17 protein-coding genes and 3 tRNA genes (1 of these 20 cut by a window edge) are annotated in these 23,515 nt (G+C 59.2%); 5 read left to right on the top strand and 15 right to left on the bottom strand.

The features are described 5' to 3' along the window. Positions 1-9 precede the first annotated feature (9 nt). Positions 10-1,335 carry an MFS transporter gene (locus tag AC0IXA_RS04270; RefSeq protein ID WP_341637131.1) on the bottom strand — a complete coding sequence of 442 codons (1,326 nt, stop codon included), beginning with the start codon at positions 1,333-1,335 and terminating at the stop codon, positions 10-12. A gap of 271 nt (positions 1,336-1,606) precedes the next feature. Between AC0IXA_RS04270 and AC0IXA_RS04265 the strand changes: the two genes are divergently transcribed. Beyond that, positions 1,607-2,479 (top strand): LysR family transcriptional regulator, encoded by an 873-nt coding sequence (locus AC0IXA_RS04265; protein ID WP_122612111.1) that lies wholly within the window; start codon positions 1,607-1,609, stop codon positions 2,477-2,479. 96 nt (positions 2,480-2,575) lie between these two features. On the opposite strand, the gene AC0IXA_RS04260 is transcribed toward AC0IXA_RS04265, so the two are convergent. After that, the gene (locus AC0IXA_RS04260) at positions 2,576-3,436 is read right to left on the bottom strand and encodes a LysR substrate-binding domain-containing protein (RefSeq protein ID WP_217863002.1); all 861 of its coding nucleotides are present in this window, start codon (positions 3,434-3,436) and stop codon (positions 2,576-2,578) included. A 113-nt stretch (positions 3,437-3,549) separates the two neighbouring features. Between AC0IXA_RS04260 and AC0IXA_RS04255 the strand changes: the two genes are divergently transcribed. Both AC0IXA_RS04255 and phnX read left to right on the top strand, forming a co-directional pair. Next, positions 3,550-4,659 carry a 2-aminoethylphosphonate--pyruvate transaminase gene (locus AC0IXA_RS04255; protein WP_471811893.1) on the top strand — a complete coding sequence of 370 codons (1,110 nt, stop codon included), beginning with the start codon at positions 3,550-3,552 and terminating at the stop codon, positions 4,657-4,659. Between the two features lie 142 nt (positions 4,660-4,801). After that, a complete protein-coding gene (gene phnX / locus AC0IXA_RS04250) occupies positions 4,802-5,629 on the top strand; it encodes a phosphonoacetaldehyde hydrolase (RefSeq protein ID WP_341637129.1) in 828 nt (275 codons plus the stop codon). A gap of 82 nt (positions 5,630-5,711) precedes the next feature. On the opposite strand, the gene AC0IXA_RS04245 is transcribed toward phnX, so the two are convergent. From AC0IXA_RS04245 to AC0IXA_RS04235, 3 genes are all read right to left on the bottom strand, one after another. Continuing rightward, the gene (locus AC0IXA_RS04245) at positions 5,712-6,440 is read right to left on the bottom strand and encodes a hypothetical protein (RefSeq protein WP_471811891.1); all 729 of its coding nucleotides are present in this window, start codon (positions 6,438-6,440) and stop codon (positions 5,712-5,714) included. A 256-nt stretch (positions 6,441-6,696) separates the two neighbouring features. After that, positions 6,697-7,620 carry a 1-aminocyclopropane-1-carboxylate deaminase/D-cysteine desulfhydrase gene (locus AC0IXA_RS04240; protein ID WP_336342307.1) on the bottom strand — a complete coding sequence of 308 codons (924 nt, stop codon included), beginning with the start codon at positions 7,618-7,620 and terminating at the stop codon, positions 6,697-6,699. A 124-nt stretch (positions 7,621-7,744) separates the two neighbouring features. After that, positions 7,745-9,784: a 2,4-dienoyl-CoA reductase FMN-binding domain-containing protein gene (locus AC0IXA_RS04235; protein WP_471811889.1), complete on the bottom strand. Its 2,040-nt coding sequence runs from the start codon at positions 9,782-9,784 to the stop codon at positions 7,745-7,747. 207 nt (positions 9,785-9,991) lie between these two features. Between AC0IXA_RS04235 and AC0IXA_RS04230 the strand changes: the two genes are divergently transcribed. Together AC0IXA_RS04230 and AC0IXA_RS04225 are read left to right on the top strand one after the other, a co-directional pair. Further along, positions 9,992-11,122, top strand: a complete 1,131-nt coding sequence (locus AC0IXA_RS04230) for a nitrilase-related carbon-nitrogen hydrolase (protein WP_471811887.1) — start codon at positions 9,992-9,994, stop codon at positions 11,120-11,122. A 3-nt stretch (positions 11,123-11,125) separates the two neighbouring features. After that, the gene (locus AC0IXA_RS04225) at positions 11,126-12,166 is read left to right on the top strand and encodes an AraC family transcriptional regulator (protein ID WP_471811885.1); all 1,041 of its coding nucleotides are present in this window, start codon (positions 11,126-11,128) and stop codon (positions 12,164-12,166) included. Between the two features lie 473 nt (positions 12,167-12,639). Here AC0IXA_RS04225 and AC0IXA_RS04220 read toward each other — a convergent pair whose 3' ends face one another. The 10 genes from AC0IXA_RS04220 to AC0IXA_RS04175 all read right to left on the bottom strand — a co-directional run. Further along, positions 12,640-13,500 (bottom strand): DUF2242 domain-containing protein, encoded by an 861-nt coding sequence (locus AC0IXA_RS04220; protein WP_341637123.1) that lies wholly within the window; start codon positions 13,498-13,500, stop codon positions 12,640-12,642. 751 nt (positions 13,501-14,251) lie between these two features. Then, positions 14,252-16,123 (bottom strand): SurA N-terminal domain-containing protein, encoded by a 1,872-nt coding sequence (locus tag AC0IXA_RS04215; RefSeq protein WP_471811883.1) that lies wholly within the window; start codon positions 16,121-16,123, stop codon positions 14,252-14,254. A 227-nt stretch (positions 16,124-16,350) separates the two neighbouring features. After that, positions 16,351-16,623 carry an HU family DNA-binding protein gene (locus tag AC0IXA_RS04210; RefSeq protein WP_016775333.1) on the bottom strand — a complete coding sequence of 91 codons (273 nt, stop codon included), beginning with the start codon at positions 16,621-16,623 and terminating at the stop codon, positions 16,351-16,353. A 149-nt stretch (positions 16,624-16,772) separates the two neighbouring features. After that, entirely contained in the window at positions 16,773-19,169 is a 2,397-nt protein-coding gene (lon, locus tag AC0IXA_RS04205; protein WP_471811881.1) for an endopeptidase La, read from the bottom strand. A gap of 163 nt (positions 19,170-19,332) precedes the next feature. Continuing rightward, positions 19,333-20,616, bottom strand: coding sequence for an ATP-dependent Clp protease ATP-binding subunit ClpX (gene clpX / locus AC0IXA_RS04200; protein WP_016775335.1), 1,284 nt, complete (start codon positions 20,614-20,616; stop codon positions 19,333-19,335). A gap of 112 nt (positions 20,617-20,728) precedes the next feature. Then, on the bottom strand, positions 20,729-21,364 hold the full coding sequence (clpP, locus tag AC0IXA_RS04195) for an ATP-dependent Clp endopeptidase proteolytic subunit ClpP (protein WP_016775336.1): 636 nt from the start codon (positions 21,362-21,364) through the stop codon (positions 20,729-20,731). 92 nt (positions 21,365-21,456) lie between these two features. Next, positions 21,457-22,767: a trigger factor gene (gene tig / locus AC0IXA_RS04190; RefSeq protein ID WP_341637121.1), complete on the bottom strand. Its 1,311-nt coding sequence runs from the start codon at positions 22,765-22,767 to the stop codon at positions 21,457-21,459. 401 nt (positions 22,768-23,168) lie between these two features. Beyond that, positions 23,169-23,244: transfer RNA gene (locus AC0IXA_RS04185), tRNA-His, on the bottom strand. A gap of 77 nt (positions 23,245-23,321) precedes the next feature. Beyond that, a tRNA-Leu gene (locus tag AC0IXA_RS04180) sits at positions 23,322-23,406 on the bottom strand. A 57-nt stretch (positions 23,407-23,463) separates the two neighbouring features. Further along, positions 23,464-23,515: transfer RNA gene (locus AC0IXA_RS04175), tRNA-His, on the bottom strand; it runs 124 nt beyond the window's last position.

The following is a 23,515-nucleotide window of genomic DNA, read 5'->3' as shown; positions in this document are numbered from 1 at the left end:
CGAAGGGTTTCAGGAACGCAGCGGTTTGACGCTCAGCGGGCAGTTGGGGATCGCCGCGCGCGGCTCCATCACGCCGACCGGCCGACTGTTCCAGTGCGGAAACAGCACCAGCGCCGAGAACAGCGCGCATCCGGCGAAGACGATAAACACCGTCACCGAGTCGAAGTAGCCCGGCAGCAAACCGCCGAGCACCGCGCCAACGGAGCCGCAGCCGTTGACGAAACCGGCGGCGGTGGCGCCGGCCTTGGCCTTGCCGAAATCGATGGCGGCCGCACCGCTGATCATCGAGTCCGGGCCATACAACGTCAGGCCCATGACGAACAGCAACGCGACGACCAACAACACGCTGCCGGTGTTCAGCGCAGCCATGAACAACGCCAGCGTCACGGTCAGCGCCAGCAGACTCAGCACGCAGGCCGGCATGCGTCGGGCGCCGAAGAGTTTGTCCGAGGCCAGGCCGATCATGATCGGCCCGAGCAATCCGGCCAGTTCAAACGCGGTGGGAATGATCGCCGCGCCGACCTTGCCGACACTGGGCATCTGTTCGAAAACAATCACAGGGCCCCACAACAGAATCGCGTAGCGCGCCGGTTTCAGCAGGAAATACGCCAGGCCCAGCACCAGCACCGTGCGGTTGCGCAGGATTTCCTTCAGTGGCTCCCAGACGCTGAGTTTGCTGTTGGCTGCGGTTTCTTCGGCGGTCAGTTCCGGCTCGGGCTCCACCGCCGGCAAGCCGACGTCTTCCGGTTTGTTGCGCTGGAAGATAAAGAACAGCACGGCGACCACCGCGACCACCGCCGCGCTGGAAATGAATGCCGCGTGCCAGGTGCCGACCAGCGTGTAGGCCCACCAGCCGGCGAACGGTGAGGCGACCAGACCACCAAACGCGTAACAGGAACTCCACAAACCGAGCACGCGCCCGCGCTGCTCTGACGGGAAGAAGCTGCCAAGGTTTTTACACAGCCCCGACCAGCCAGTGGACTGCGCCAAACCTTGAATCAACATGCACGTGGCGAAGATCGGCAATGTAGCGAAACTGCCCATCACCAGCGCCGCAGCGGCGGATATCAGCAAACCGCCAAGCACCACCACTCGTGGACCGAAGCGATCGGCGAGCATGCCCCAAGTGAACTGTCCGAGGGCATACGCCGCCAGATAGATTGCGTCGAGGTTGGCCATGGCCATTTTGTCGAGGGTGAAATCAGGGTCTTCGGCGATGCCCAGTTTGGCCACCGAAAATGCTTTGCGGGTGAAGTAGAACGCGGCGTACGCGAGCCAGGTAATAGCGAAGATCTGCACGCGCCAACGCGCCAGGGTGCCGATGTGCTTGTTCATGGTGGTTCTGACCTCAGGGTGTGAGTGTGCCGGCAGAATCGATTAAGAAAAACGCCTGTGTTTTTTATTGTTGAGCACTGCGTTACCGCCCCTTCCCTTCGGCGATAACGGTCAGATGAGTCTGCTGTTGCACGCACAGGCTCATGGGCCGGCGCTGCTGTTCGACCGAACAGTCAGCGATGGCGTGAGCCGATCAAAGCAATTACTGTTTAATAAATAAAATCGATTTATCGTATTTCACACATAAGCTGAGCTTGTTACTGGAGCCACCATGTCCGTCTCTCATGCCCAACTCAAAGCGTTCCATGCGGTGGCCGTCCATGGCAGCTTCACCCGCGCCGCCGAGCGGCTTTATCTGACGCAACCGGCGATTTCCGACCAGGTACGCAAACTCGAAGAACGCTTCGGCGTGCTGCTGTTTCACCGCAATAAACGTTCCGTGCGCCTGACCGACCTGGGCGAGCGCCTGCTGGCGATCACCCAGCGCCTGTTCGTGATCGAAGCCGAAGCGCAGGAATTGCTGCAGGAATCCCAGGCCCTGCAGACCGGCAGCCTGATTCTCGCCGTGGACGCGCCGATCCACGTGTTGCCGCAGATCGCGCGGTTCTGCGAGCGCTACCCGGGGATCAGCGTGAAAATCGAAACCGGCAATACCGATGAATCGCTGTTTCGCCTGTTCAACTATCAGGCCGATCTGGCGCTGCTCGGCCGCGACGTAACCGATGAACGCTTGCTGTGCGTGCCGTTGCGCAACGATCCGATGGTGGCGTTCGTTTCGCGCAATCATCCGTGGGCCGAACGCGAATCGATCTGTCTGGCCGATCTGGATGACACGCCACTGGTGCTGCGTGAGATCGGTTCAGTAACCCGGCAGACCCTGGAAGAGGAAATGGCCCGAGCGGGCTTGCGCATTCGCCCGGCAATTCAGGTTGAAGGTCGGGAAGCGGCGCGCGAAGCCGTGGTGGTGGGGATCGGGGTTGGTGTGGTTTCAGCGGCGGAGTTCGGCGCCGACTCACGGGTCTGCGCGTTGCCGATCACCGACTGCACGAGGCGCCTGACCGAAACCCTGGTGTGCTTGCGCGAACAGAGTTCGCGGCGGGTGGTGGCGACGTTTCTCGATATGGTTCGCGAGAGCCTTGTGTAAGCAGCACTGGCCCCTTCGCGAGCAGGCTCGCTCCCACATGGGACCGCGCTCAGTAGTGTGGGAGCGAGCCTGCTCGCGAAGGAGTCGCCTCGGTTTTCAGTCTGGCGCCAGATCAAAAAACGCCTGAATCAAGCGCAACTCGCGCCGGCGCTCCATACAGCCAATCATGTGCCGGTTCACCAGCCCTTCCCCGGCAATCGGGATCGCCACCACGCGCGGGTCATGACTGACCTCCACCGATGACACCACACCGACCCCCAACTCGGCCGCGACCGCTTCGGTCACCGCCTCGCGACTGTCCAGCTCCAGCAACACCCGCGGCTGAATCGAGGCCTGCGCACACGCCTGGTCAAACGTGCGCCGGGTGATCGAAGTCGGCTCGCGCAGGACCATGATCACTTGGTCCAGCTCCTTGAGTTTCATTTCCCCGGAGCGATTCGCCCAGCGATGCCCCGCCGGCACCAGCGCGCAGATCCGCGATTCGCTCAGCGCTTGCAGATGCAGGCCCTTGCGCGGCTCGACCTCGGTCAGCACCGCGACATCGGCGTGTTCCGACAACAGCGCCGCCAAAGTTTCCTGCGCGTTGCCCAGACGCAGGTTCACGGTGATCCCCGGATAGCGTGCGCGCAGGCTTGCCAGCATCGGCATGACCATGTGCGGCCCGTCCGCCGCCACCTCCAGACGCCCGGTCAGTAACTGCCGATTGGCCTCGAGCAGCGTCTGCGCTTCTTCCGCCAGGCCGAACATGGCGCGAGTGATCGCCGCCAGTTTGGTGCCCTCCTCGGTCAGTTCCACCCGTCGCGCGGTACGCCGCAGCAAAGTGATCTGGTAATGCTCTTCCAGTGCCTTGATGTGTCCGGTGACTGCCGGCTGGCTGATGAACAACCGCGCAGCCGCGCGGGTGAAGCTGCCTTCGCGGGCCACGGCATCGAAGGCGCGCAGCTGAAACAGATTCATGGATAACCCTCACTGATGGCTGGCATAACAACAAACAATTTGATTGATGCAACGGCGAATTGCAACGTAGGCCCCGTAGCTTCATCCCACAGCGTTTTCGCGAGGACACACGAATGAGTACCGCCGCACCGATTCTGCTCACTCCCGGCCCGTTGACCACTTCGGCCCGCACCCGTCAGGCCATGATGGTCGACTGGGGTTCGTGGGATGACCGCTTCAACCAGCTGACCGCCAGCCTGTGCGAGCAATTGCTGGCCATCCTCAACGGCGCCGCCAGCCACCATTGCGTACCGTTACAGGGCAGCGGCACCTTCGCCGTCGAAGCGGCGATCGGCACGCTGGTACCGCGCGACGGCAAAATCCTCGTGCTGATCAACGGCGCGTACGGCAAGCGTCTGGCGAAGATCTGCGAAGTGCTCGGCCGCTCGTTCAGCACCTTCGAAACCGCCGAAGACGAACCGACCACCGCCGCCGACGTCGACCGCTTGCTGCGCGCCGACGCTGACATCACCCACGTGGCGCTGATCCACTGCGAAACCAGCACCGGCATTCTCAATCCGCTGGCCGAGATCGCCGAGGTCGTTGCGCAACATGGCAAACGTCTGATCATCGACGCAATGAGCTCATTCGGCGCATTGCCCGTGGATGCGCAGAAAGTACCGTTCGACGCGCTCATTGCCGCCTCCGGCAAATGCCTGGAGGGTGTACCGGGGATGGGTTTTGTCTTCGCCCGCAAGGAGTCGCTGGCCGCCGCGGCTGGCAACTCGCACTCGCTGGCGATGGACCTGTACGACCAGCACGCCTACATGATGAAAACCGGGCAATGGCGCTTCACCCCGCCCACCCATGTGGTCGCGGCGCTGCACGAAGCGCTGCTGCAATACAGCGAAGAAGGCGGCCTGCCGGCGCGGCACGCGCGTTATGCCGCCAACTGTCAGACGCTGATGGAAGAGATGAACAAGCTCGGTTTGCGCAGCTTCCTGCCGGCGGCGATTCAGGCGCCGATCATCGCCACGTTCCATGCCCCGCATGATCCGCGTTACCAGTTCAAGGAATTCTATGAGCGGGTCAAGGCCAAGGGTTACATCCTCTACCCCGGCAAGCTGACCCAGGTCGAAACCTTCCGCGTCGGCTGCATCGGCCACGTCACCCCGGACGAAATGCGCCAGGCCGTAGCAGCAGTGGGTGAAGTGCTGCGCGAAATGGAAGTGCTCGACATTTGAGCCTCACCTCAAATCCCCTGTGGGAGCGAGCCTGCTCGCGAAAGCGTCGTCCCAGGCGACACATAAGCTGATGTCAGACCGCTTTCGCGAGCAGGCTCGCTCCCACATTTTGATCTCATTTTCAAATCAGGAACTAATTGCCATGAACTACACCAATCCAAGCAAGCTGCAAGCCGCGATCCTCGACTGGGCCGGTACCGTGGTCGATTTCGGCTCGTTCGCGCCGACGCAGATCTTCGTCGAAGCCTTCGCCGAATTCGATGTTCAGGTATCGATCGAAGAAGCCCGTGGGCCGATGGGCATGGGCAAGTGGGATCACATCCGCACCCTCTGTGATCAGCCGCAAGTGGCCGAGCGTTATCGCAAGGTGTTCGGTCGCACGCCGACCGACGATGACGTCACCGCTATCTACAACCGCTTCATGCCGTTGCAGATCGAGAAAATCGCCGAGCACTCGGCACTGATTCCCGGCGCGCTGGACGCCATCGCCCAACTGCGCACACAAGGCATCAAGATCGGTTCCTGCTCCGGCTACCCGAAAGCGGTGATGGACAAAGTTGTCGAACTCGCCGCCAGCAACGGCTACGTCGCCGACCACGTGGTCGCCACCGATGAAGTGCCAAACGGTCGTCCATGGCCGGCGCAAGCGTTGGCCAACGTGATCGCTCTGGGCATCGACGATGTTGCAGCGTGCGTGAAGATCGACGACACCGTGCCGGGCATTCTCGAAGGTCGCCGGGCCGGCATGTGGACGGTTGCGCTGATTTGCTCGGGCAACGCGCTGGGTCTGGATTATGAGGGTTTCCGCGCGCTGGGCAGCGATGAACTGGCCAGCGAGCGCAAGCGCATCCACGCGCTGTTCGCAGATTCGCGGCCGCATTACATGATCGACACCATCAGCGATCTGCCGGAAGTGATCGCCGACATCAACAAGCGTCTGGCCAACGGGGAGATGCCGCAAAACGCTTGAGGCTGGAAAACTAAAACACCGCTGATGGCAATCAGCGGTGTTTTTTTGCACTGTCTTGAGTAAAGACATCGCTTGTTATGACTTATTCGGAAATAAGGTTACCTTGCGCATCGTACGCAAGACCATCGGGATGTTTAACACTTCCGTCCGGCAATTGTTCAGTTCCATCTTCCCAGACAATACGGCCATCCGGATATTCAACGGTATTATCCGGCCAGACGATTCGCCCGTCCGGATACTCTACCCGGCCGTCTTCATATTGAATGATGCCGTCGGGACGCTTGATCGAAGTTTTATCTACAGCAACTACGCTGCCGTCAGGCAGTGTGGTGGAGCCATCGACATTGACTTTCGCACCAATTGTTTGAATCAGCGTTATCAAGGCCACAGGATCGATGTTGATGTTAAGGGTCGGCCATGGCATTGGCGGACGCTTGGTGTCAACCGGCGCCACTGGTTTGGTTGGCGCTACTGGCTTGGTTGGCGCTACCGGCTTGGTCGGCGCCACTGGTTTGGTCGGCGCTACCGGCTTGGTCGGCGCCACTGGCTTGGTCGGCGCTACCGGCTTGGTTGGCGCCACTGGCTTGGTCGGCGCTACCGGCTTGGTCGGGGCCACTGGCTTGGTTGGCGCAACTGGCTTGGTCGGCGCTACCGGCTTGGTCGGCGCCACTGGTTTGGTTGGAATTAGTTGCTTGGTTGGCGCAACTGGTTTGGTTGGCGCAACTGGTTTGGTTGGCGCAACTGGCTTTGTTGTTGTTACCGGCTTTGACGTAGTGGTAATAGGGCGAGGCTTCGAGATCGGACTTTTCATATTCACACTCAAATTGATAAATATAGTTTTGATCTTTAATAACAAACTAAAGAGCCGAGCCGACAATAATCACGCACAACAAACTATTCAAACCAAAAGAAACCACAAGATATAAACAACATAGAGTTACGCTGCGCAGACCAACGTACAACAATAACTTTCAATAAATATAAGTCATAAACCGTAAAACTTGCACTTCGATTGATTGCAAATATCATCACGCCGAAGGTTGGCATGTATTGATCGCGACCATCGGCTACATCGCTGCAAATCCGCGCCGTCCCTGCAGGCCACCCGTGTGGGCAAAGACCAGACGCGTGCCGACCGCGAATTCGCCTGACTCGACATGCTGCTTGAGCGCCAGCAAGGCCTTGCCGGTGTACAGCGGTTCCAAAGGGATGCCGCTGGTTTGCTCGGTCTGATCGATGAAGGTCAGCAACGCCTGGTCAACTTTGGCGAAACCACCACGGCTGGCATCGATCAGTTGATAGTCCGCCGCAGGCTCGGTGGCGTGCGCGAGGATCGACTCGATGTTCGGCGCTACGCCGTGATCATCCGGCACTGCCAGAGCACCGTACACCACGCGCTTGCCTTGCTCGGCGAGCGCCAGTCCGGCCAGTGTCGTGCCGGTGCCACAGGCCAGCCACCAGGCGTCGAAATCATTCCAGCCCAGCTTGGCTAATTGCTCTTCGGCCTGCTGCCTGATCGCTGCGCAACCCAAGGCGCCGGCCAGTCCACCACCGCCCTCGGGCACCGCATGCAGCGTCGGAAATTGCGCTTGCCATGGCACCCAGAATCCCGCTTCGTGCCGCGCGCGGTAGCCGGCGTAACCGAGCCAATGCAACTGCATGCCGAACGTTTGCAGATCCAGCACTGTCGGCGTGTCCTGCGGGTGCCCGCGCAGCAGCCCCACGGTTTTGAATCCCAACCGCTTGCCCGCCGCCGCCAGCGCGTGCAGGTGATTGGAATGCGCACCGCCAAGGCTGATGATGCCCTCGGCGCCGGCACGCTCGGCGGCTTTGAGATGTTCAACGAGTTTGAACCACTTGTTGCCGCTGATCAGCGGGTCGATGCGGTCCAGGCGCAGGATCGCGACCTCGATGCCGGCGTCTGCCAGCCAGCCTAGACGGAGCGGTTCGAGGGGGGCTTGGGCTAGCCAGTCGGGGGGAGGCAAAAGCATGGACATGCACAATCTGGAAAAGACCACATACTAGTAGGAGCTGCCGCAGGCTGCGATCTTTTGATCTTGCTTTTGAAATCAGGATCAACAGATCGCAGCCTTCGGCAGCTCCTACAGAATGTGTTTACAACTCAGCCGCCAGCCGCGAACCCTGATTGATCGCGCGCTTGGCGTCCAGCTCCGCCGCGACATCCGCGCCGCCGATCAAGTGCACGTTCTGCCCGGCTTCAACCAGACCATCGTGCAACTCACGCAACGGATCCTGCCCCGCGCAGATCACGATGTTGTCCACCGCCAGCAGTTGCGGCTCACCGCTTTCGCCGATGCGAATGTGCAAGCCTTGGTCATCGATGCTCAGGTATTCGACGCTGTTGAGCATCTGCACCTGCTTGTTCTTCAGACCGGTGCGATGAATCCAGCCGGTGGTTTTGCCCAGACCGTCGCCGACCTTGGTTTTCTTGCGCTGCAACAGGAACACCTCGCGGGCCGGCGCATGCGGCGCCGATTTGATTCCCGCCACACCACCACGGGCCTCCAGTTGCGTGTCGATGCCCCATTCCTTCCAGAACGCCGCGCGATCCAGACTGGTGGCCACGCCTTGATGAACGAGAAATTCCGAGACATCGAAACCGATCCCGCCCGCACCGATCACCGCGACACGCTTGCCGACCGGCTTGCGCTCGAGGATCACATCCAGATAACTCAGGACCTTGGCATTCTCGACGCCCGGAATCGCCGGCACGCGCGGGGCGATACCGGTGGCTAGGATGATCTCGTCGTAACCGCCCTCAACCAACTTGGCCACGTCGACACGGGTGTTCAGGCACACCTCGACATTCGTCGTTTGCAGCTTGCGGTTGAAGTAGCGCAGGGTTTCGAAAAACTCTTCCTTGCCCGGTACGCGCTTGGCGATGTTGAACTGGCCACCGATCTCGCTGGCCGAATCGAACAGCGTCACCTGATGACCGCGCTCGGCGGCCACGGTGGCGGCGGACAAACCGGCAGGGCCGGCACCGACCACGGCGATTTTCTTGATCTGCTGCACCGGCAGGTAATTGAGTTCGGTCTCGTGGCAGGCACGCGGGTTGACCAGGCAACTGGTGAGCTTGCCGCCAAAGGTGTGGTCGAGGCACGCCTGGTTGCAGCCGATGCAGGTGTTGATTTCGTCGGCACGGCCTGCGGCGGCCTTGTTGACGAAGTCCGGATCGGCGAGGAATGGTCGGGCCATGGAGACCATGTCGGCATCGCCTTCAGCAAGAATCTGCTCGGCAATTTCCGGGGTATTGATGCGGTTGGTGGTGATCAGCGGAATACTCACAGAGCCGCGCAACTTGGCCGTGACCTTGCTGAACGCTGCACGCGGAACCTTGGTGGCGATGGTCGGAATCCGCGCTTCGTGCCAGCCGATACCGGTGTTGATGATGGTCGCGCCCGCCTGTTCGATGGCTTTGGCCAGCATGACGATTTCATCCCAGGTGCTGCCACCTTCGACCAGATCGAGCATCGACAGGCGGAAGATGATGATGAAATTCGGCCCGACCGCTTCGCGCACACGACGGACAATTTCTACCGGCAGGCGCATGCGGTTTTCGTAGCTGCCACCCCAGCGGTCGGTGCGGTGGTTGGTGTGCGCGGCGAGGAACTGGTTAATGAAGTAACCTTCCGAGCCCATGATTTCGACGCCGTCGTATTCGGCGGTTTGCGCCAATACCGAGCAGGTGACGAAATCGCTGATCTGCTTTTCGATGCCCTCTTCGTCCAGCTCTTTGGGCTTGAACGGGTTGATCGGCGCTTGAATCGCGCTCGGTGCTACCTGTTTCGGGCTGTAGGCATAGCGGCCGGCGTGGAGAATCTGCATGCAGATCTTGCCGCCCGCCTCGTGCACCGCGCGAGTGACGATGCGGTGCTTGAGCGCCTCTTCCTCGGTAGTGAGCTTGGCCGCGCCGGAATACACGCCGCCCTCGTCATTCGGGCCGATGCCGCCGGTGACCATCAGGCCGACACCGCCACGGGCACGTTCGGCGAAGTACGCCGCCATGCGCTCGAACCCACCCGGCTTTTCTTCCAGGCCGGTGTGCATCGAGCCCATCAGGGTACGGTTGCGCAGCGTGGTGAATCCCAGGTCCAGCGGGGCCAGCAGGTGCGGGTATTGGGCGGTGGTCATCAGTAACTCCACAACGAGCGATCACGGAAAGTTGCGGGAGCTCTGCGTCCCCCGTCAGTCATGTTCGACAGACTAAGAGTCGCACCGCTGTCACTCAATGACCGTAACTGACAAGTTATTGATCCAAATGCGCAGCGCCCCTTGGCAACCCGAGCCATGGGCCCTACCCTAGTCGGCACATCCTGTACCCGGCTGTTGTTGGTTTTCATGCGCAAACTTCTGTATCTGTTTTTCTCCATGGCCCTCGTTGCCGCCCTGACCACCTACGCCATGTGGGCGGCAGACCGGCCGGCGGGACATTACCTGTCGGACCTGCGCATCAAGCTCGCCGTCAATCAGGGCACGCCCGCCGACCGTGGCAATCTGCTCGGCATTCAGCCCGAACTGTTCCCCACCGATTACCAAAGCTCCGCACGCCTGCACCGCAAGCTCGCGGCGTACCTTCAGCAGGCCCGCGATCAAGGCTTGCTCAACGAAAAAACCGTGGTGGTGTTGCCCGAGCACGTCGGCACCTGGCTGATGATCAGCGGCGAGAAAGACGAGCTTTATCAGGCGCCGACCCTGGCGGAGGCACTGAACTGGCTGGCGGCGAGCAATCCGCTGTTGTTTGCCCGAGCGTGGCTGCGGGCCAAGGGCGAGCAACGGCTGAACGATGCTTATCTGCGGATGAAAGCGAAGGCCATGGCCAAGGATTACCAGGCGCTGTTCGGCGGTCTGGCCAAGGAGTTTCAGGTCACCCTTGTAGCCGGCTCCATCGTGCTGCCGGAGCCAAGCATCCGCGACGGCCGGCTCAAGCCCGGCAGCGGCGCCCTGTTCAACAGCAGCGTGGTGTTTGGTCGCGACGGCGTACCGTTGGGCCAGCCGCAGCGGCAGATGCATCCGATCTTTGATCAGCAAGGTGTGATTCAGGCCGAAGACAAACATGCCATCCAGGTCGTCGACACACCGGCCGGACGCTTGGGCATCCTGATCGGCAGTGACAGCTGGTATCCCGGCAACTACCGCACCCTCGATGAACAAGGCGCGCAACTGGTGGCCGTGCCGGCGCAGGTTATCGGCCAAGGCGCATGGGACAAGCCATGGCGTGGCTACAAGGGTTCGAGCACGCCGGGCTCGGTCAGCCTCAAGCCCGGCGACCTCAGTGAAGGCCAAGCCTGGCATCGACTGACCCTCACCGCGCAACCGCCAAGCAGCCACGCGATTGCCGGCGTCAGTGTATTCATGCGCGGGCAGTTCTGGGACAAGCCGAGTACCGGCACAAGCTTCCTCAGCAGCAACGGCCAGCAGTTCGCCGATGGCGAGGCCCGTGGTGCGCGTTTGCTGAACGTCTGGCTGTAAACCATGAAGCCGCAGCCGATGCGCCTCGGGGATCTGTCGGTGGGCTTCGTCCACAGTCTGGCCGATGCCGTGCGCAGCCACGGCACCGACCCGCTGCCTCTGCTCGAGCAATACGGCCTCGATGCCGCGCGACTGGCCGAGGCCGGGGCACGCTTGTCGATCCCGCGTTACATGCGCCTGGGTCATGCGGCGATTCAACTCACCGGCGATCCGGCCCTGGGCCTACGCATGGGCCGGATGATCCGCTTGAATCAGGCTGGGCTGGCCGGCATCACCGCCGCGCAAGCGCCGACCGTGCGCGAGGCGGCCCGTTGCCTGACGCGCTTCGAGCCGCTGTACGGTTCCAACTATCGCGGGCAGTCCAGTTTCCACGAAGACGCCAACGGTGCGTGGCTGCGCTTCTACTCGATCAGCCCGTACAACGCCTATAACCGCTTCGTGGTCGACTCGATCCTCGCCGGCTGGCTGCATCAGTTGTCGAGCCTGTGCGGCGAAACGTTGCGCGCCGAGCGAATCGAAATCGAATTCGAAGCGCCGGATTACCGCGACGCCTACACAATGCTCGGCGACTGCCCGATCCAGTTCAGCGCCGAACGCAATCAGCTGCGCCTGAGCCTGAACAGCCTTGCCCTGCGCAACCCTGAACATTGCCCGAGCACCTGGCGACATCTGCTGCAATTGTGCGAGCGGGAGCTGGAACAACTGACCCGCACCCGCAGCCTGCGCGAGCGCATCACTCAGTTGCTCGGCCCGCTGCTCAACGGCGGCCGCGAGCCGGATCTCGAGGAAGTCGCGGCACGCCTGAAATTGCCGACCTGGACCCTGCGGCGCAAACTAGCAGAGGAAGGCACGCAATTTCGCGCGATCCTCAATGACACACGCCGCGACCTGGCAATGACCTACATCCGCGACACCGAACTGGCGTTCGGCGAAATCGCTTACCTGCTGGGCTTTGCCTCAGCTGAAGCCTTCCAGCGTGCATTCAAGCGCTGGAGCGGGCAGACGCCCGGCGAGTTCCGGCGCAGTCATCGTTCGGGAGCGTGAGTTGCAAGTTGCAAGCTGCAAGCTGCAAGCTGCAAGCTGCAAGCTGCAAGCGAGAGCCAAGCACAGCCGAACGCTTGAAGCTTGAAGCTTATAGTTCGGTTGCGTCGTCAGCCGGCTCTGGTTGATCCAGTTCAAAGGCCTGGTATTCGAGCAGTTCTTCCTGATACTCATCCATCGTATAAATCCCCCAACTGCTCGCAATGAAAATGGCCTGATCAATCGACCTGTGCCCCGAGCATAAAGTGCCCGTATGAAGGAAAAGTGAAACGCGACCTTCATGAATAAAACGTAGCAGGTGGCTGGGGATTTATCGCGGCGATGGTGTCGCAGGTGTGTAACCAGATCTTAAGCCAACCCGAAAACCACTGTGGGAGCGAGCCTGCTCGCGAAGGCGGTGTGTCAGTCTGATCATCTGTCGACTGACACTCCGCATTCGCGAGCAGGCTCGCTCCCACAGGGTTTCGCTTGGTCTCTTATTGGCCCGACGCAGGCATCGCCGGAATCGGCTCGGACGGTGGAGGAATATCCGGGTTGGTCGGTGGCGTGATGGTTTCGCTGGCCGGCGCGGGCTCTTCCACGGGCGCTGGCGCAGGCGTAATCGGCGTCGACTCCGCTGGCGGTACCACCGGCTCGGAATTCACCGGCGCGGCTTCAACCGGGGCCGGTGCAGGTTCTGCAGCCGGCGCTGGGGCCGTTTCCGCTGCCGGTGTCGGCACCAGTGGCGCAGGCGCCGGAGCGGGCGTCACCTTCGGCTCAGGCACGCCGAGGTCGGTTTTCGGTTTTTCTTCGATATGCGCCGCTTTCTTCGCATCGGCGGGCAAAAACTGCTCCACCAGCGTGAAGAAGCGCTCGTAGAACTTCTGCGCAGTAACCGTCTCGCTGGCGACCTTGACCATCGAATCGTCCGAAGAGCCGATCGGCATCGACACCGAGCCCAACACACCCACACCGAGGCTGGCGGAATTGTTGGTCTTCTTCAACGCATAACGATCCTGCAAGGCGTTGGCGAACACCGTCGCATGATGCCCGGCGCTGCCGTCTTCGGCGCAGACCACGTTGAAGCTGATCTCGAGATGGGTCTCGCCGGTCTGCTGGAAGCTCTTGTGCCCGCTGACCAGTTTCGGATCACTGCTGGTAATGATGTAGCCCTGACTAAGCAACGCGCGCCGGGCCGCTTCGCAACTGGCGGTGTCGGTCACCGGGTAATTGCGCGAAAAGGTGCCGGAGTCATCGAAGTTCTCATGCTCATAGATCGGCTTGTCCTTCGAACAACCGGCCACCGCAGTCAACAACAGCGCCAGCCCGACAACACGCATGGGAGTGGAAATCAACATTGAACATCCTGAGGGAAAACAGTCCGGGGCGTATTGTGCAACAGATCGTTGCCCCATGGCGTATGGAATAGTGTCAAGAATCGATTACAACTTTACCGGTCATGGCCATCAGGAAAAAGCCGCGTGGACAAATGATCGATCAACGCGCGCAATTTCGCCGTGGCTTGTCGGCTCGACGGCCATAACGCCCCAGAACTGACCGGCGTGTTCTAAATGCAAAAGAAAGGTAAAAATTCAAGATCAGGTCGGCTGTCAGGCCGCCTTCGCGAGCAGGCTCGCTCCCACAGAAAAGCAAAGCAGCGCAGCTGCCCGCGGCAAAGCCGCCCCACTCAACAATGAGCGCAAGCTCGAGTGCTTCTGATCTTGCTTTTGATCCATCGGCGACGTCGGAAGGCTGAGCGGAGGGATTGATCCGGGTGTGGGAGCGTAGCGACCGTCTGGCGCAGCCAGACACAGCGGAAGGAGGTGCAGCGAAGCAAACCGGAGCCGCTGCTCCCGGATCGATCCCGCAGCGAAGGAACCCGAGCCTGCGAGGGCCGAACGTAGGAGCAAGCGTTTTTTTGCTTACTTTTTTTAGGCGTTTGTAAAAAAAGTGAGTCGCCGTAAGGGCGAAACCGCCAGCCGCAACACCGCAAAAAACGGATATTCACCCAAAACCCAACAGCATGGCCGGCCCAAAGGCCGCCACGCCCAAAAAACAAAAAAGCCCCGACCAACCAGGCCGGGGCTCCTTCAAACGTCAGTCAAAAGATCAGAACCGCTCGATCTTCGCCTCAGCTTCCAACTGCTTGCGATACGCCGCAAAGTCCTGCTGCCCTTCACGGGAAGCCAGGAAGCGACGATATTGCGCCTTCTCTTCATCAGTAGGCGCGGCAGCTTCGTTAACACCGTTGAGTCGCACAACCATCAGGCTGCCATCCGGCAACGTAACGCTGGAGAACGTCGGCTTGTCCTTGGCAGCCGGCTTCGGCATACGGAACAGTGCCTGCAGCAGAGCCGGATCAACCCCTTCCTGACCACGGGTGGCCGCTTCGGTGATCTTCCAGTTCTGACCGTCAATGGCCTTGTCCAGCGGCGCCTTGCCATCGCGCAGATCAGCGATCAGCTTCTCGGCACGGGTCTTGGCCTCGGCACTGGCGTGCTCCTTGGTCAGTTGAGTACGGATTGCCGCGCTCACACTTTCCAGCGGCAGTTGCGCAGGCTTCAGGTGCTCCTTGGAACGCAGCACGATCACGGTTTCCGGGTCCAGCTCGATGGCGGTGCTGTTGGCACCTTCGTCAATCACTTCCGGGCTGAACGCGGCAGTGACCACGGCACGGTTGGCGGCAACACCTTCGCCACCTTCACGGCCGAACGGTTTGGAAGTGTGCACGGTCAGTTTCAGATCCGCTGCTGGCTGCGCCAGGTCAGAGGCTTCGAACGCCGAGTCTTCCAGTTGCTTGGTCGCCTCAACAAAACGCTGCTCGACCTGAGCGGCTTTCAGCTCACGGGTCAGCTTGTCTTTCAGGCTGGCCAGGGTCGGCACTTCAGGCGCTTCCACGCCCAACAGCTTGATCAGGTGATAACCGAAGTCGGTACGAATCGGCTCGGACACCTGGTCTTTCGACAGCGAGTACAGAGCCTTTTCGAAGGCCGGGTCGTAAACGCCAGGACCGGCGTAACCGAGGTCACCGCCATTGTTGGCGGAACCCGGATCCTGCGAGAACTCCTTGGCCAGCGCTTCGAATTTCTCGCCCTTGGCCAGACGCGCCTGGACTTCGTCGATCTTCGCCTTGGCCTGCGCTTCGGTGGTCTTGTCGTTCACTTCGATAAGGATGTGCGCGGCACGACGCTGTTCCGACAGGTTGGCGATCTCTTTCTGATACGCCGCCTCAAGATCTTCATCCTTGACTGCGACCTGATCAAAGAACGACGACTTCTTCAGCTCGACGTAATCAATGATCACCTGGTCCGGCGTCATGAATTCCTTGGCGTGCTCGTCGTAGTAAGCCTTGACCTCGTCATCGGTCAGCTTGACCGCAGCCGGGTCGGCCTTCACGTTCAGAGTGGCGAAATCACGGGTCTGTTTTTCCAGACGGGCGAATGCCAGCACTTCGGCGTCGGTGACGAAACCGCTGCCGGCAACGCCAGCGCGCAATTGGCCGATGAGCATTTCCTGAGCCAGCATCTGGCGGAACTGCATGCGGCTGTAGCCCAGTTGACGGATCACCTGGTCGAAACGCTCCGAGCTGAACTTGCCGTCGACCTGGAATTCAGGCGTCTGCAGGATCACTTGATCCAGCGCGGCTTCGGAGAATGAGAACTTCGCCTGTTCGGCGCCTTGCAGCAGCAACTTGCGGTCGATCAGGCCTTTGAGCGCCGATTCGCGCAGCATTTTTTCGTCGAGCAAGGAAGCATCGAAGTCCTTGCCCAACTGTTGCATCAGCTGACGGCGTTGCATATCAACGGCCTGGCTCAGCTCGTTCTGGCTGATTTCGTCACCGTTGACCTTGGCCGCCTCGTTCTTGTGAGTCGTGGCCTGGAAAATGGCATCGAAACCGGTCAGGGCCATCAATGCAACGATGACCCCGATAATGGTCTTGGCAATCCAGCCTTGTGAATTGTCCCTGATATTCTGCAGCATGCGTCCCCCAGAAACGGTTGAACTTCAATTTAGGCAACCGTGGAGCGTGGGTAGAATCCGGATAGAAGAAAGGCGCATCCGAGGATGCGCCTTCTCGTAACTGGCGGAGCGGACAGGGCTCGAACCCTCGATCCCGGCGTTACAGGTGGCTCTTTCAGCCGCCTGCTCTACCGCTCCGCTGCCAAGTCAGGCTTGACCCCGACCCGGATGGGTAAAAACCTGGAAACTCAGTTAACAGCTTCTTTCAGCGCTTTACCGGCTTTGAAACCTGGCTTCTTGGCAGCCGGGATTTCCAGAGACTTGCCGGTTTGCGGGTTGCGACCGGTACGAGCCGGACGGTCAGTCACGGAGAAAGTACCGAAACCAACCAGAACAACGGAGTCGCCAGCCTTCAGAGCGCCAGTGACGGATTCGATTACAGCGTCCAGCGCACGGCCAGCAGCAGCTTTCGGGATATCAGCGGATGCAGCGATAGCATCAATCAGTTCCGACTTGTTCACTCTAAGTCCCCTTATATCTATTTTGAGATGTTTCTAAGTTTTTTGGTGAAAGCAAAAACGAGTGCTGAATGGCCTACAGACACTTAAGAGCCGCTTTATAACAAGGGCTCTAAAATGCTGTCAAGGAAAGCCCCCCAGGCTAAAACGTATTAATGCGTGCTAATTCTTTCCTTGGCATCAGACTCGCGTTTTTCGTCCTTGGCAACTATCTCCGGAGCCACATCCGGCAAGGGCTCCGGCGCGTATTGCAGCGCAATTTGCAGGACCTCGTCAATCCATTTAACCGGTTTGATCTGCAGATCCTGCTTGATATTGTCAGGAATCTCCTTCAGATCGCGGACGTTTTCTTCCGGAATAATCACAATCTTGATTCCGCCGCGATGGGCCGCCAGCAGTTTTTCTTTCAAACCGCCAATTGCCAACACCTGACCACGCAAAGTGATCTCACCGGTCATGGCGACATCGGCGCGCACCGGAATGCCGGTCAATGCCGAGACCAACGCGGTGCACATGCCCACGCCAGCGCTAGGGCCGTCTTTCGGCGTAGCACCTTCCGGCATGTGAATATGGGTGTCGCGCTTCTCGTGGAAGTCCAGCGGGATGCCCAGGCTCTTGGCGCGGCTGCGAACAACGGTCTGTGCGGCAGTGATCGATTCGACCATCACATCACCGAGCGAACCGGTCTTGATCAGTTGCCCTTTACCCGGAATCACTGCGGCTTCGATGGTCAGCAATTCGCCGCCAACCTGAGTCCACGCCAGGCCAGTCACCTGCCCCACCTGATCCTGCTGCTCGGCCAGGCCGTAGCGGAACTTGCGCACGCCAAGGAAATGCTCAAGCAACTCAGCTGTCACTTTTACCGAGAAGCGTTTTTCCAGCGCATGCTCTTTGACTGCCTTGCGGCAGACCTTGGCGATTTGCCGCTCGAGGCCCCGCACACCCGCTTCACGGGTGTAATAACGGATGATGTCGCGGATCGCTTCCTCGTCGAACTCCAGCTCGCCCTTCTTCAGACCATTGGCGGCGATCTGTTTCGGCGAGAGGTATTTCACGGCGATGTTGATCTTCTCGTCTTCGGTGTAACCCGGCAGACGAATCACTTCCATCCGGTCCAGCAGCGCTGGCGGGATGTTCATCGAGTTCGAGGTGCACAGGAACATCACATCGGAAAGGTCGTAATCGACTTCCAGATAGTGATCGTTGAAGTTGTGGTTTTGCTCAGGATCAAGCACTTCCAGCAACGCCGAAGCCGGATCGCCACGCATATCGCTGCCCATCTTGTCGATTTCATCGAGCAGGAACAGCGGGTTGCGTACGCCCACTTTTGTCATCTTTTGAATCAATCTACCCGGCATCGAACCGATGTAAGTCCGGCGGTGACCACGAATTTCCGCTTCGTCACGCACGCCGCCCAAGGCCATACGTACGAATTTACGGTTGGTGGCATGGGCAATCGATTCCGCCAGCGAGGTTTTACCCACGCCTGGAGGACCGACCAGGCACAACACCGGGCCACGGATTTTCTTCACACGCTTCTGCACGGCGAGGTATTCAAGGATGCGCTCCTTGACCTCTTCGAGGCCGTAGTGATCGGCGTCGAGAATGTCTTCTGCACGAGCCAGGTCGAGACGCACTTTGCTTTGCGCCTTCCACGGCACCTGCACCAGCCAGTCAATGTAGGAGCGCACCACGGTGGCTTCAGCCGACATCGGCGACATCTGCTTGAGCTTGTTCAGCTCGGCAGTCGCCTTGGCCAGCGCGTCTTTCGGCAGGCCGGCAGCATCGATGCGCTTTTTCAGCTCTTCGATTTCGTTGTGGCCTTCGTCGCCGTCACCGAGTTCTTTCTGAATGGCCTTCATCTGCTCATTCAGGTAGTACTCGCGCTGACTGCGCTCCATTTGCTTTTTGACGCGACCGCGAATGCGTTTTTCAACCTGGAGCAGGTCGATTTCGGCATCCAGCAGCGCCAGCACGTGTTCGACACGGGCCGACAGATCGATGATCTCGAGGATTTCCTGCTTCTGCTCGATTTTCAGCGCCATGTGCGCGGCCATGGTGTCGACCAGACGACCCGGCTCATCGATGCTGTTGAGCGACGACAGGACTTCAGCCGGAACCTTCTTGCCCAGCTGAACGTATTGTTCGAACTGCGAAAGCAGCGTGCGCACGAAGACTTCCGACTCACGCTCGGCGGCGTCGACTTCTTCGATCAGAGACACTTCGGCGCGGCAATGGCCATCGACTTCGCTGAAGCGCTCGACAGTGCCACGCTGCTCGCCTTCGACCAGAACCTTGACGGTGCCGTCAGGCAGCTTCAGCAGTTGCAGAACCGTGGCAATCGTACCTACGCGATAGAGAGCGTCTTCACCGGGATCATCGTCAGCCGGGTTTCGCTGGGCCAGCAGCAGAATCTGCTTGTCACCCGTCATCGCTGCCTCGAGGGCTTCGATGGATTTCTCGCGCCCCACGAACAGCGGGATAACCATGTGCGGATAAACCACGACATCACGCAATGGCAGGAGAGGCAATTCGATGGTTGTCTTCATGATTTCGCCTCTACGGCGGCCGTATGGCCGTAATCAGATGGAATTAAGCTTGAAACCAAGATGGGGGCTGCCTCGAAAAAAAACAAGCGCAAAGCGGAGGTAAAAAACGACTTAAAAAAAAAGAGGCCCGAAGGCCCCTTCTTTGTTGCGGCGCTGTGAACGCTTACGCGTCCGGCGCTGCCTTGGCCGTCGGCTCACTGTTTTCGTAGATATACAGTGGCTTGGACTTGCCTTCGATCACGCTTTCATCGATCACGACTTTGCTCACCTCGGACTGCGAGGGGATCTCATACATCGTGTCGAGCAATACACCTTCGAGAATCGAACGCAGGCCACGGGCACCGGTTTTACGTTCCAGAGCACGCTTGGCGACCGATTTCAGCGCGTCGGAACGGAATTCCAGATCCACGCCTTCCATCTCGAACAGCTTGGCATACTGTTTGGTCAGAGCATTTTTCGGCTCGGTGAGGATTTGCATCAGCGCAGCCTCGTCGAGCTCATCCAGTGTCGCCAGGACCGGCAGACGACCGACGAATTCCGGGATCAGACCGAACTTGACCAGATCGTCAGGCTCGACTTCACGCAGGGATTCACCGACCTTCTTGCCCTCTTCCTTGCTGCGCACTTCGGCGTTGAAGCCGATGCCGCCTTTGGTGGAACGGTTCTGAATGACCTTTTCCAGGCCGGAGAACGCACCACCGCAGATGAACAGGATGTTACGGGTGTCGACCTGCAGGAACTCCTGCTGCGGATGCTTGCGGCCACCTTGCGGCGGTACCGAAGCGACCGTGCCTTCGATCAACTTGAGCAAGGCCTGCTGCACGCCTTCACCGGAAACATCACGGGTGATCGACGGGTTGTCGGACTTGCGGGAAATCTTGTCGATTTCGTCGATGTAGACAATGCCCATCTGGGCTTTCTCTACGTCGTAATCGCACTTCTGCAGCAGCTTCTGAATGATGTTCTCGACATCTTCACCCACGTAACCTGCCTCGGTGAGGGTAGTCGCGTCAGCGATGGTGAACGGAACGTTCAGCAAGCGGGCCAGTGTTTCGGCCAGCAGGGTTTTACCGGAGCCTGTCGGGCCGATCAGCAGGATGTTGCTCTTGCCGAGTTCGACGTCGTCAGCCTTTTTGTCACGCTGATTCAGGCGCTTGTAGTGGTTGTACACCGCTACGGCCAAAACCTTTTTCGCACGCTCCTGACCAATGACGTACTGGTCAAGGATGCCGCTGATTTCTTTAGGCGAAGGCAATTTATGCGCGCTGCTTTCGGCCTGTGCTTCCTGCACCTCCTCGCGGATGATGTCATTGCACAGGTCGACGCACTCGTCGCAGATAAAGACCGAGGGGCCGGCAATCAATTTGCGCACTTCATGCTGGCTTTTGCCACAGAAGGAGCAATAGAGCAGCTTGCCGTTGTCCTCGCCGTTGCGGGTGTCAGTCATTCGTTCGATCCAAATCCGATAGGCTTGCAACACAAGATGAAGGCTATTGCGGGCTTTTTCAAGCCCGCCGCTGATCGGACATGCCGATCAGGCCTGTTTTGCGCTGCTTATATTAAGCTGGACGCTGGTTGATCACTTCGTCGATCAGGCCGTATTCCTTCGCAGCTTCGGCACTCATGAAGTTGTCGCGATTGGTATCGCGCTCGATTTCTTCCAGAGTACGGCCGCTGTGCTTGGCCATCAGCATGTTCAGACGCTCGCGGATGAAGAGGATTTCCTTGGCGTGGATTTCGATGTCCGACGCCTGGCCCTGGAAACCGCCCAGTGGCTGGTGAATCATCACGCGCGAGTTCGGCAGGCAGAAACGCTTGCCCGGTGCACCTGCGGTGAGCAGGAATGCGCCCATGCTGCAGGCCTGACCGATGCAGGTGGTAGATACGTTCGGCTTGATGAACTGCATGGTGTCGTAGATTGACATGCCGGCAGTCACCGAACCGCCCGGCGAGTTGATGTACAGATGGATGTCCTTGTCCGGGTTTTCCGCTTCAAGGAACAGCAGTTGCGCACAGATCAGGTTGGCCATGTAGTCCTCTACCGGGCCCACCAGAAAGATCACTCGCTCCTTGAGCAGGCGCGAGTAGATGTCGTAGGCGCGTTCGCCACGAGCGGACTGCTCGACAACCATCGGGACCAGGCCGCCGGCGGCCTGGATATCAGAGTTCTGCTGAATATAAGAATTACGGAACATGCTCTGCAGTCGCTCCCAAATAGTTATGTCTTGAATACGCATAAGCCAGCTCGAGAGCTGGCTTATGGTGTGCACTTCTAACGCAAAATCAATCAGTCGGCTGCTGGAGCTTCTACCGGCTTGACTGCTTCTTCGTAGGAGACCGATTTGTCGGTCACACTAGCTTTCTGCAGAACAGTATCCACAACTTGTTCTTCCAGCACAACCGAACGCACTTCGTTCAGCTGCTGCTCGTTTTTGTAGTACCACGACACGACCTGCTCTGGCTCCTGGTAAGCGGAAGCCATTTCCTGAATCATTTCGCGAACACGAGCTTCGTCAGGCTTGAGGTCGAACTGCTTGACCACTTCAGCAACGATCAGGCCCAGCACGACGCGGCGCTTGGCTTGCTCTTCGAACAGCTCGGCCGGCAGTTGGTCTGGCTTGATGTTGCCGCCGAACTGCTGAACAGCCTGCACGCGCAGACGGTCAACTTCGTTGGACAGCAGAGCCTTTGGCACTTCGATCGGGTTGGTGGCCAGCAGACCGTCCATTACCTGATTCTTGACCTTGGATTTGATCGCCTGACGCAGTTCACGCTCCATGTTCTTGCGAACTTCGGTGCGGAAACCGTCGATACCGCTTTCCTTGATGCCGAATTGAGCGAAGAACTCTTCGTTCAGCTCAGGCAGCTTAGGCTCGGACACAGTGTTGACGGTCACGGTGAACTCGGCGGTTTTGCCAGCCAGGTCCAGGTTCTGATAGTCCTCAGGGAAGGTCAGGTTCAGAACGCGCTCTTCGCCAGCCTTAGCGCCAACCAGGCCTTCTTCGAAGCCCGGGATCATACGGCCGGAACCCAGTACCAGCTGAGTGCCCTTGGCGGAGCCGCCAGCGAACACTTCGCCGTCAACCTTGCCAACGAAATCGATGTTCAGCTGGTCTTCGTTCTGCGCAGAACGGTCGGCCACTTCGAAACGGGTGTTCTGCTTGCGCAGGATGTCGAGCATCTTGTCCAGGTCAGCGTCAGCCACTTCAGCGCTCAGACGCTCAACGGTGATGCCTTCGAAGCCAGCAACGGTGAACTCAGGGAAGACTTCGAATACAGCAACGTATTCCAGATCCTTGCCCGCTTCGAGCGACTTTGGCTCGATCGAAGGCGAACCGGCAGGGTTGAGCTTCTGCTCGACCACAGCTTCGTAGAAGGAAGACTGGATGACGTCGCCTACCGCTTCCTGACGCGCATCAGCACCGAAACGGCGCTTGATTTCGCTCATTGGCACTTTGCCTGGACGGAAGCCAGCAATTTTGGCCTTTTGGGCAGTCTGCTGCAGACGCTTGTTGACCTGAGTCTCGATGCGCTCTGCCGGCACGGTGACGCTCATGCGGCGCTCGAGAGCAGTAGTATTTTCAACAGAAACTTGCATGGATATTCCTCGTTGCACAGACGTTAGCCGGCCGTTTCCGACCCCAGAATCAAGGGCATGCATTCTAGTGGGTCAAACTCAAGAAGTCACCCTACTGGAAACGGGTAAAAAAACAGCAGGCAATTTATAGGGAGCGCCGCACGAATGCCGTGCACTCCACTGGCGAATACAAGCGATCACGTCAGGGCTCTGCAGCAACGCTTCTATATATAGAAGCAACTATCAAATCCGCCCCGACAGACGTTCCGGCAAAACCGGAACGACGAGCAGTTCAGCGTCATCCGATCCTTTGAAAGCGATGAAGTGCCCTGCCCTGCGCTTCGAAATCGGCCATGGCCGGATTTCGAAACCGCTAAAACAAAAAAGGCGCCAGACTGTTAAATCTGGCGCCTTTCGAAATATGGGGTGGACGATGGGGATCGAACCCACGACAACGGGAGTCACAATCCCGTGCTCTACCAACTGAGCTACGCCCACCATATTGCGTAACAAAAAAGCCAAACAACTTCTTTGTCGAAACTTCATCAGGCCCGAGGCGCAGATAAAGCTTTATTTGGTGCGGATGAAGAGACTCGAACTCTTACGCCTCGCGGCGCTGGAACCTAAATCCAGTGTGTCTACCAATTCCACCACATCCGCGGATGAAGCTTTTAAAGCAAAGGCGCCAGACCGTTAAATCTGGCGCCTTTCGAAATATGGGGTGGACGATGGGGATCGAACCCACGACAACGGGAGTCACAATCCCGTG

The organism is Pseudomonas sp. AC083, from assembly GCF_979253165.1.
The sequence above is the reverse complement of the archived record's forward strand: the minus strand, read 5'-3'. Positions and strand labels throughout refer to the sequence as shown.

What these genes read in the sequence shown, in the direction of transcription:
- AC0IXA_RS04270 (WP_341637131.1), bottom strand. Translation starts at nt 1,335, where the DNA reads ATGAACAAGCACATCGGCACCCTGGCGCGTTGGCGCGTGCAGATCTTC.
- AC0IXA_RS04265 (WP_122612111.1), top strand. Translation starts at nt 1,607, where the DNA reads ATGTCCGTCTCTCATGCCCAACTCAAAGCGTTCCATGCGGTGGCCGTC.
- AC0IXA_RS04260 (WP_217863002.1), bottom strand. Translation starts at nt 3,436, where the DNA reads ATGAATCTGTTTCAGCTGCGCGCCTTCGATGCCGTGGCCCGCGAAGGC.
- AC0IXA_RS04255 (WP_471811893.1), top strand. Translation starts at nt 3,550, where the DNA reads ATGAGTACCGCCGCACCGATTCTGCTCACTCCCGGCCCGTTGACCACT.
- phnX (WP_341637129.1), top strand. Translation starts at nt 4,802, where the DNA reads ATGAACTACACCAATCCAAGCAAGCTGCAAGCCGCGATCCTCGACTGG.
- AC0IXA_RS04245 (WP_471811891.1), bottom strand. Translation starts at nt 6,440, where the DNA reads ATGAAAAGTCCGATCTCGAAGCCTCGCCCTATTACCACTACGTCAAAG.
- AC0IXA_RS04240 (WP_336342307.1), bottom strand. Translation starts at nt 7,620, where the DNA reads ATGCTTTTGCCTCCCCCCGACTGGCTAGCCCAAGCCCCCCTCGAACCG.
- AC0IXA_RS04235 (WP_471811889.1), bottom strand. Translation starts at nt 9,784, where the DNA reads ATGACCACCGCCCAATACCCGCACCTGCTGGCCCCGCTGGACCTGGGA.
- AC0IXA_RS04230 (WP_471811887.1), top strand. Translation starts at nt 9,992, where the DNA reads ATGCGCAAACTTCTGTATCTGTTTTTCTCCATGGCCCTCGTTGCCGCC.
- AC0IXA_RS04225 (WP_471811885.1), top strand. Translation starts at nt 11,126, where the DNA reads ATGAAGCCGCAGCCGATGCGCCTCGGGGATCTGTCGGTGGGCTTCGTC.
- AC0IXA_RS04220 (WP_341637123.1), bottom strand. Translation starts at nt 13,500, where the DNA reads ATGTTGATTTCCACTCCCATGCGTGTTGTCGGGCTGGCGCTGTTGTTG.
- AC0IXA_RS04215 (WP_471811883.1), bottom strand. Translation starts at nt 16,123, where the DNA reads ATGCTGCAGAATATCAGGGACAATTCACAAGGCTGGATTGCCAAGACC.
- lon (WP_471811881.1), bottom strand. Translation starts at nt 19,169, where the DNA reads ATGAAGACAACCATCGAATTGCCTCTCCTGCCATTGCGTGATGTCGTG.
- clpX (WP_016775335.1), bottom strand. Translation starts at nt 20,616, where the DNA reads ATGACTGACACCCGCAACGGCGAGGACAACGGCAAGCTGCTCTATTGC.
- clpP (WP_016775336.1), bottom strand. Translation starts at nt 21,364, where the DNA reads ATGTTCCGTAATTCTTATATTCAGCAGAACTCTGATATCCAGGCCGCC.
- tig (WP_341637121.1), bottom strand. Translation starts at nt 22,767, where the DNA reads ATGCAAGTTTCTGTTGAAAATACTACTGCTCTCGAGCGCCGCATGAGC.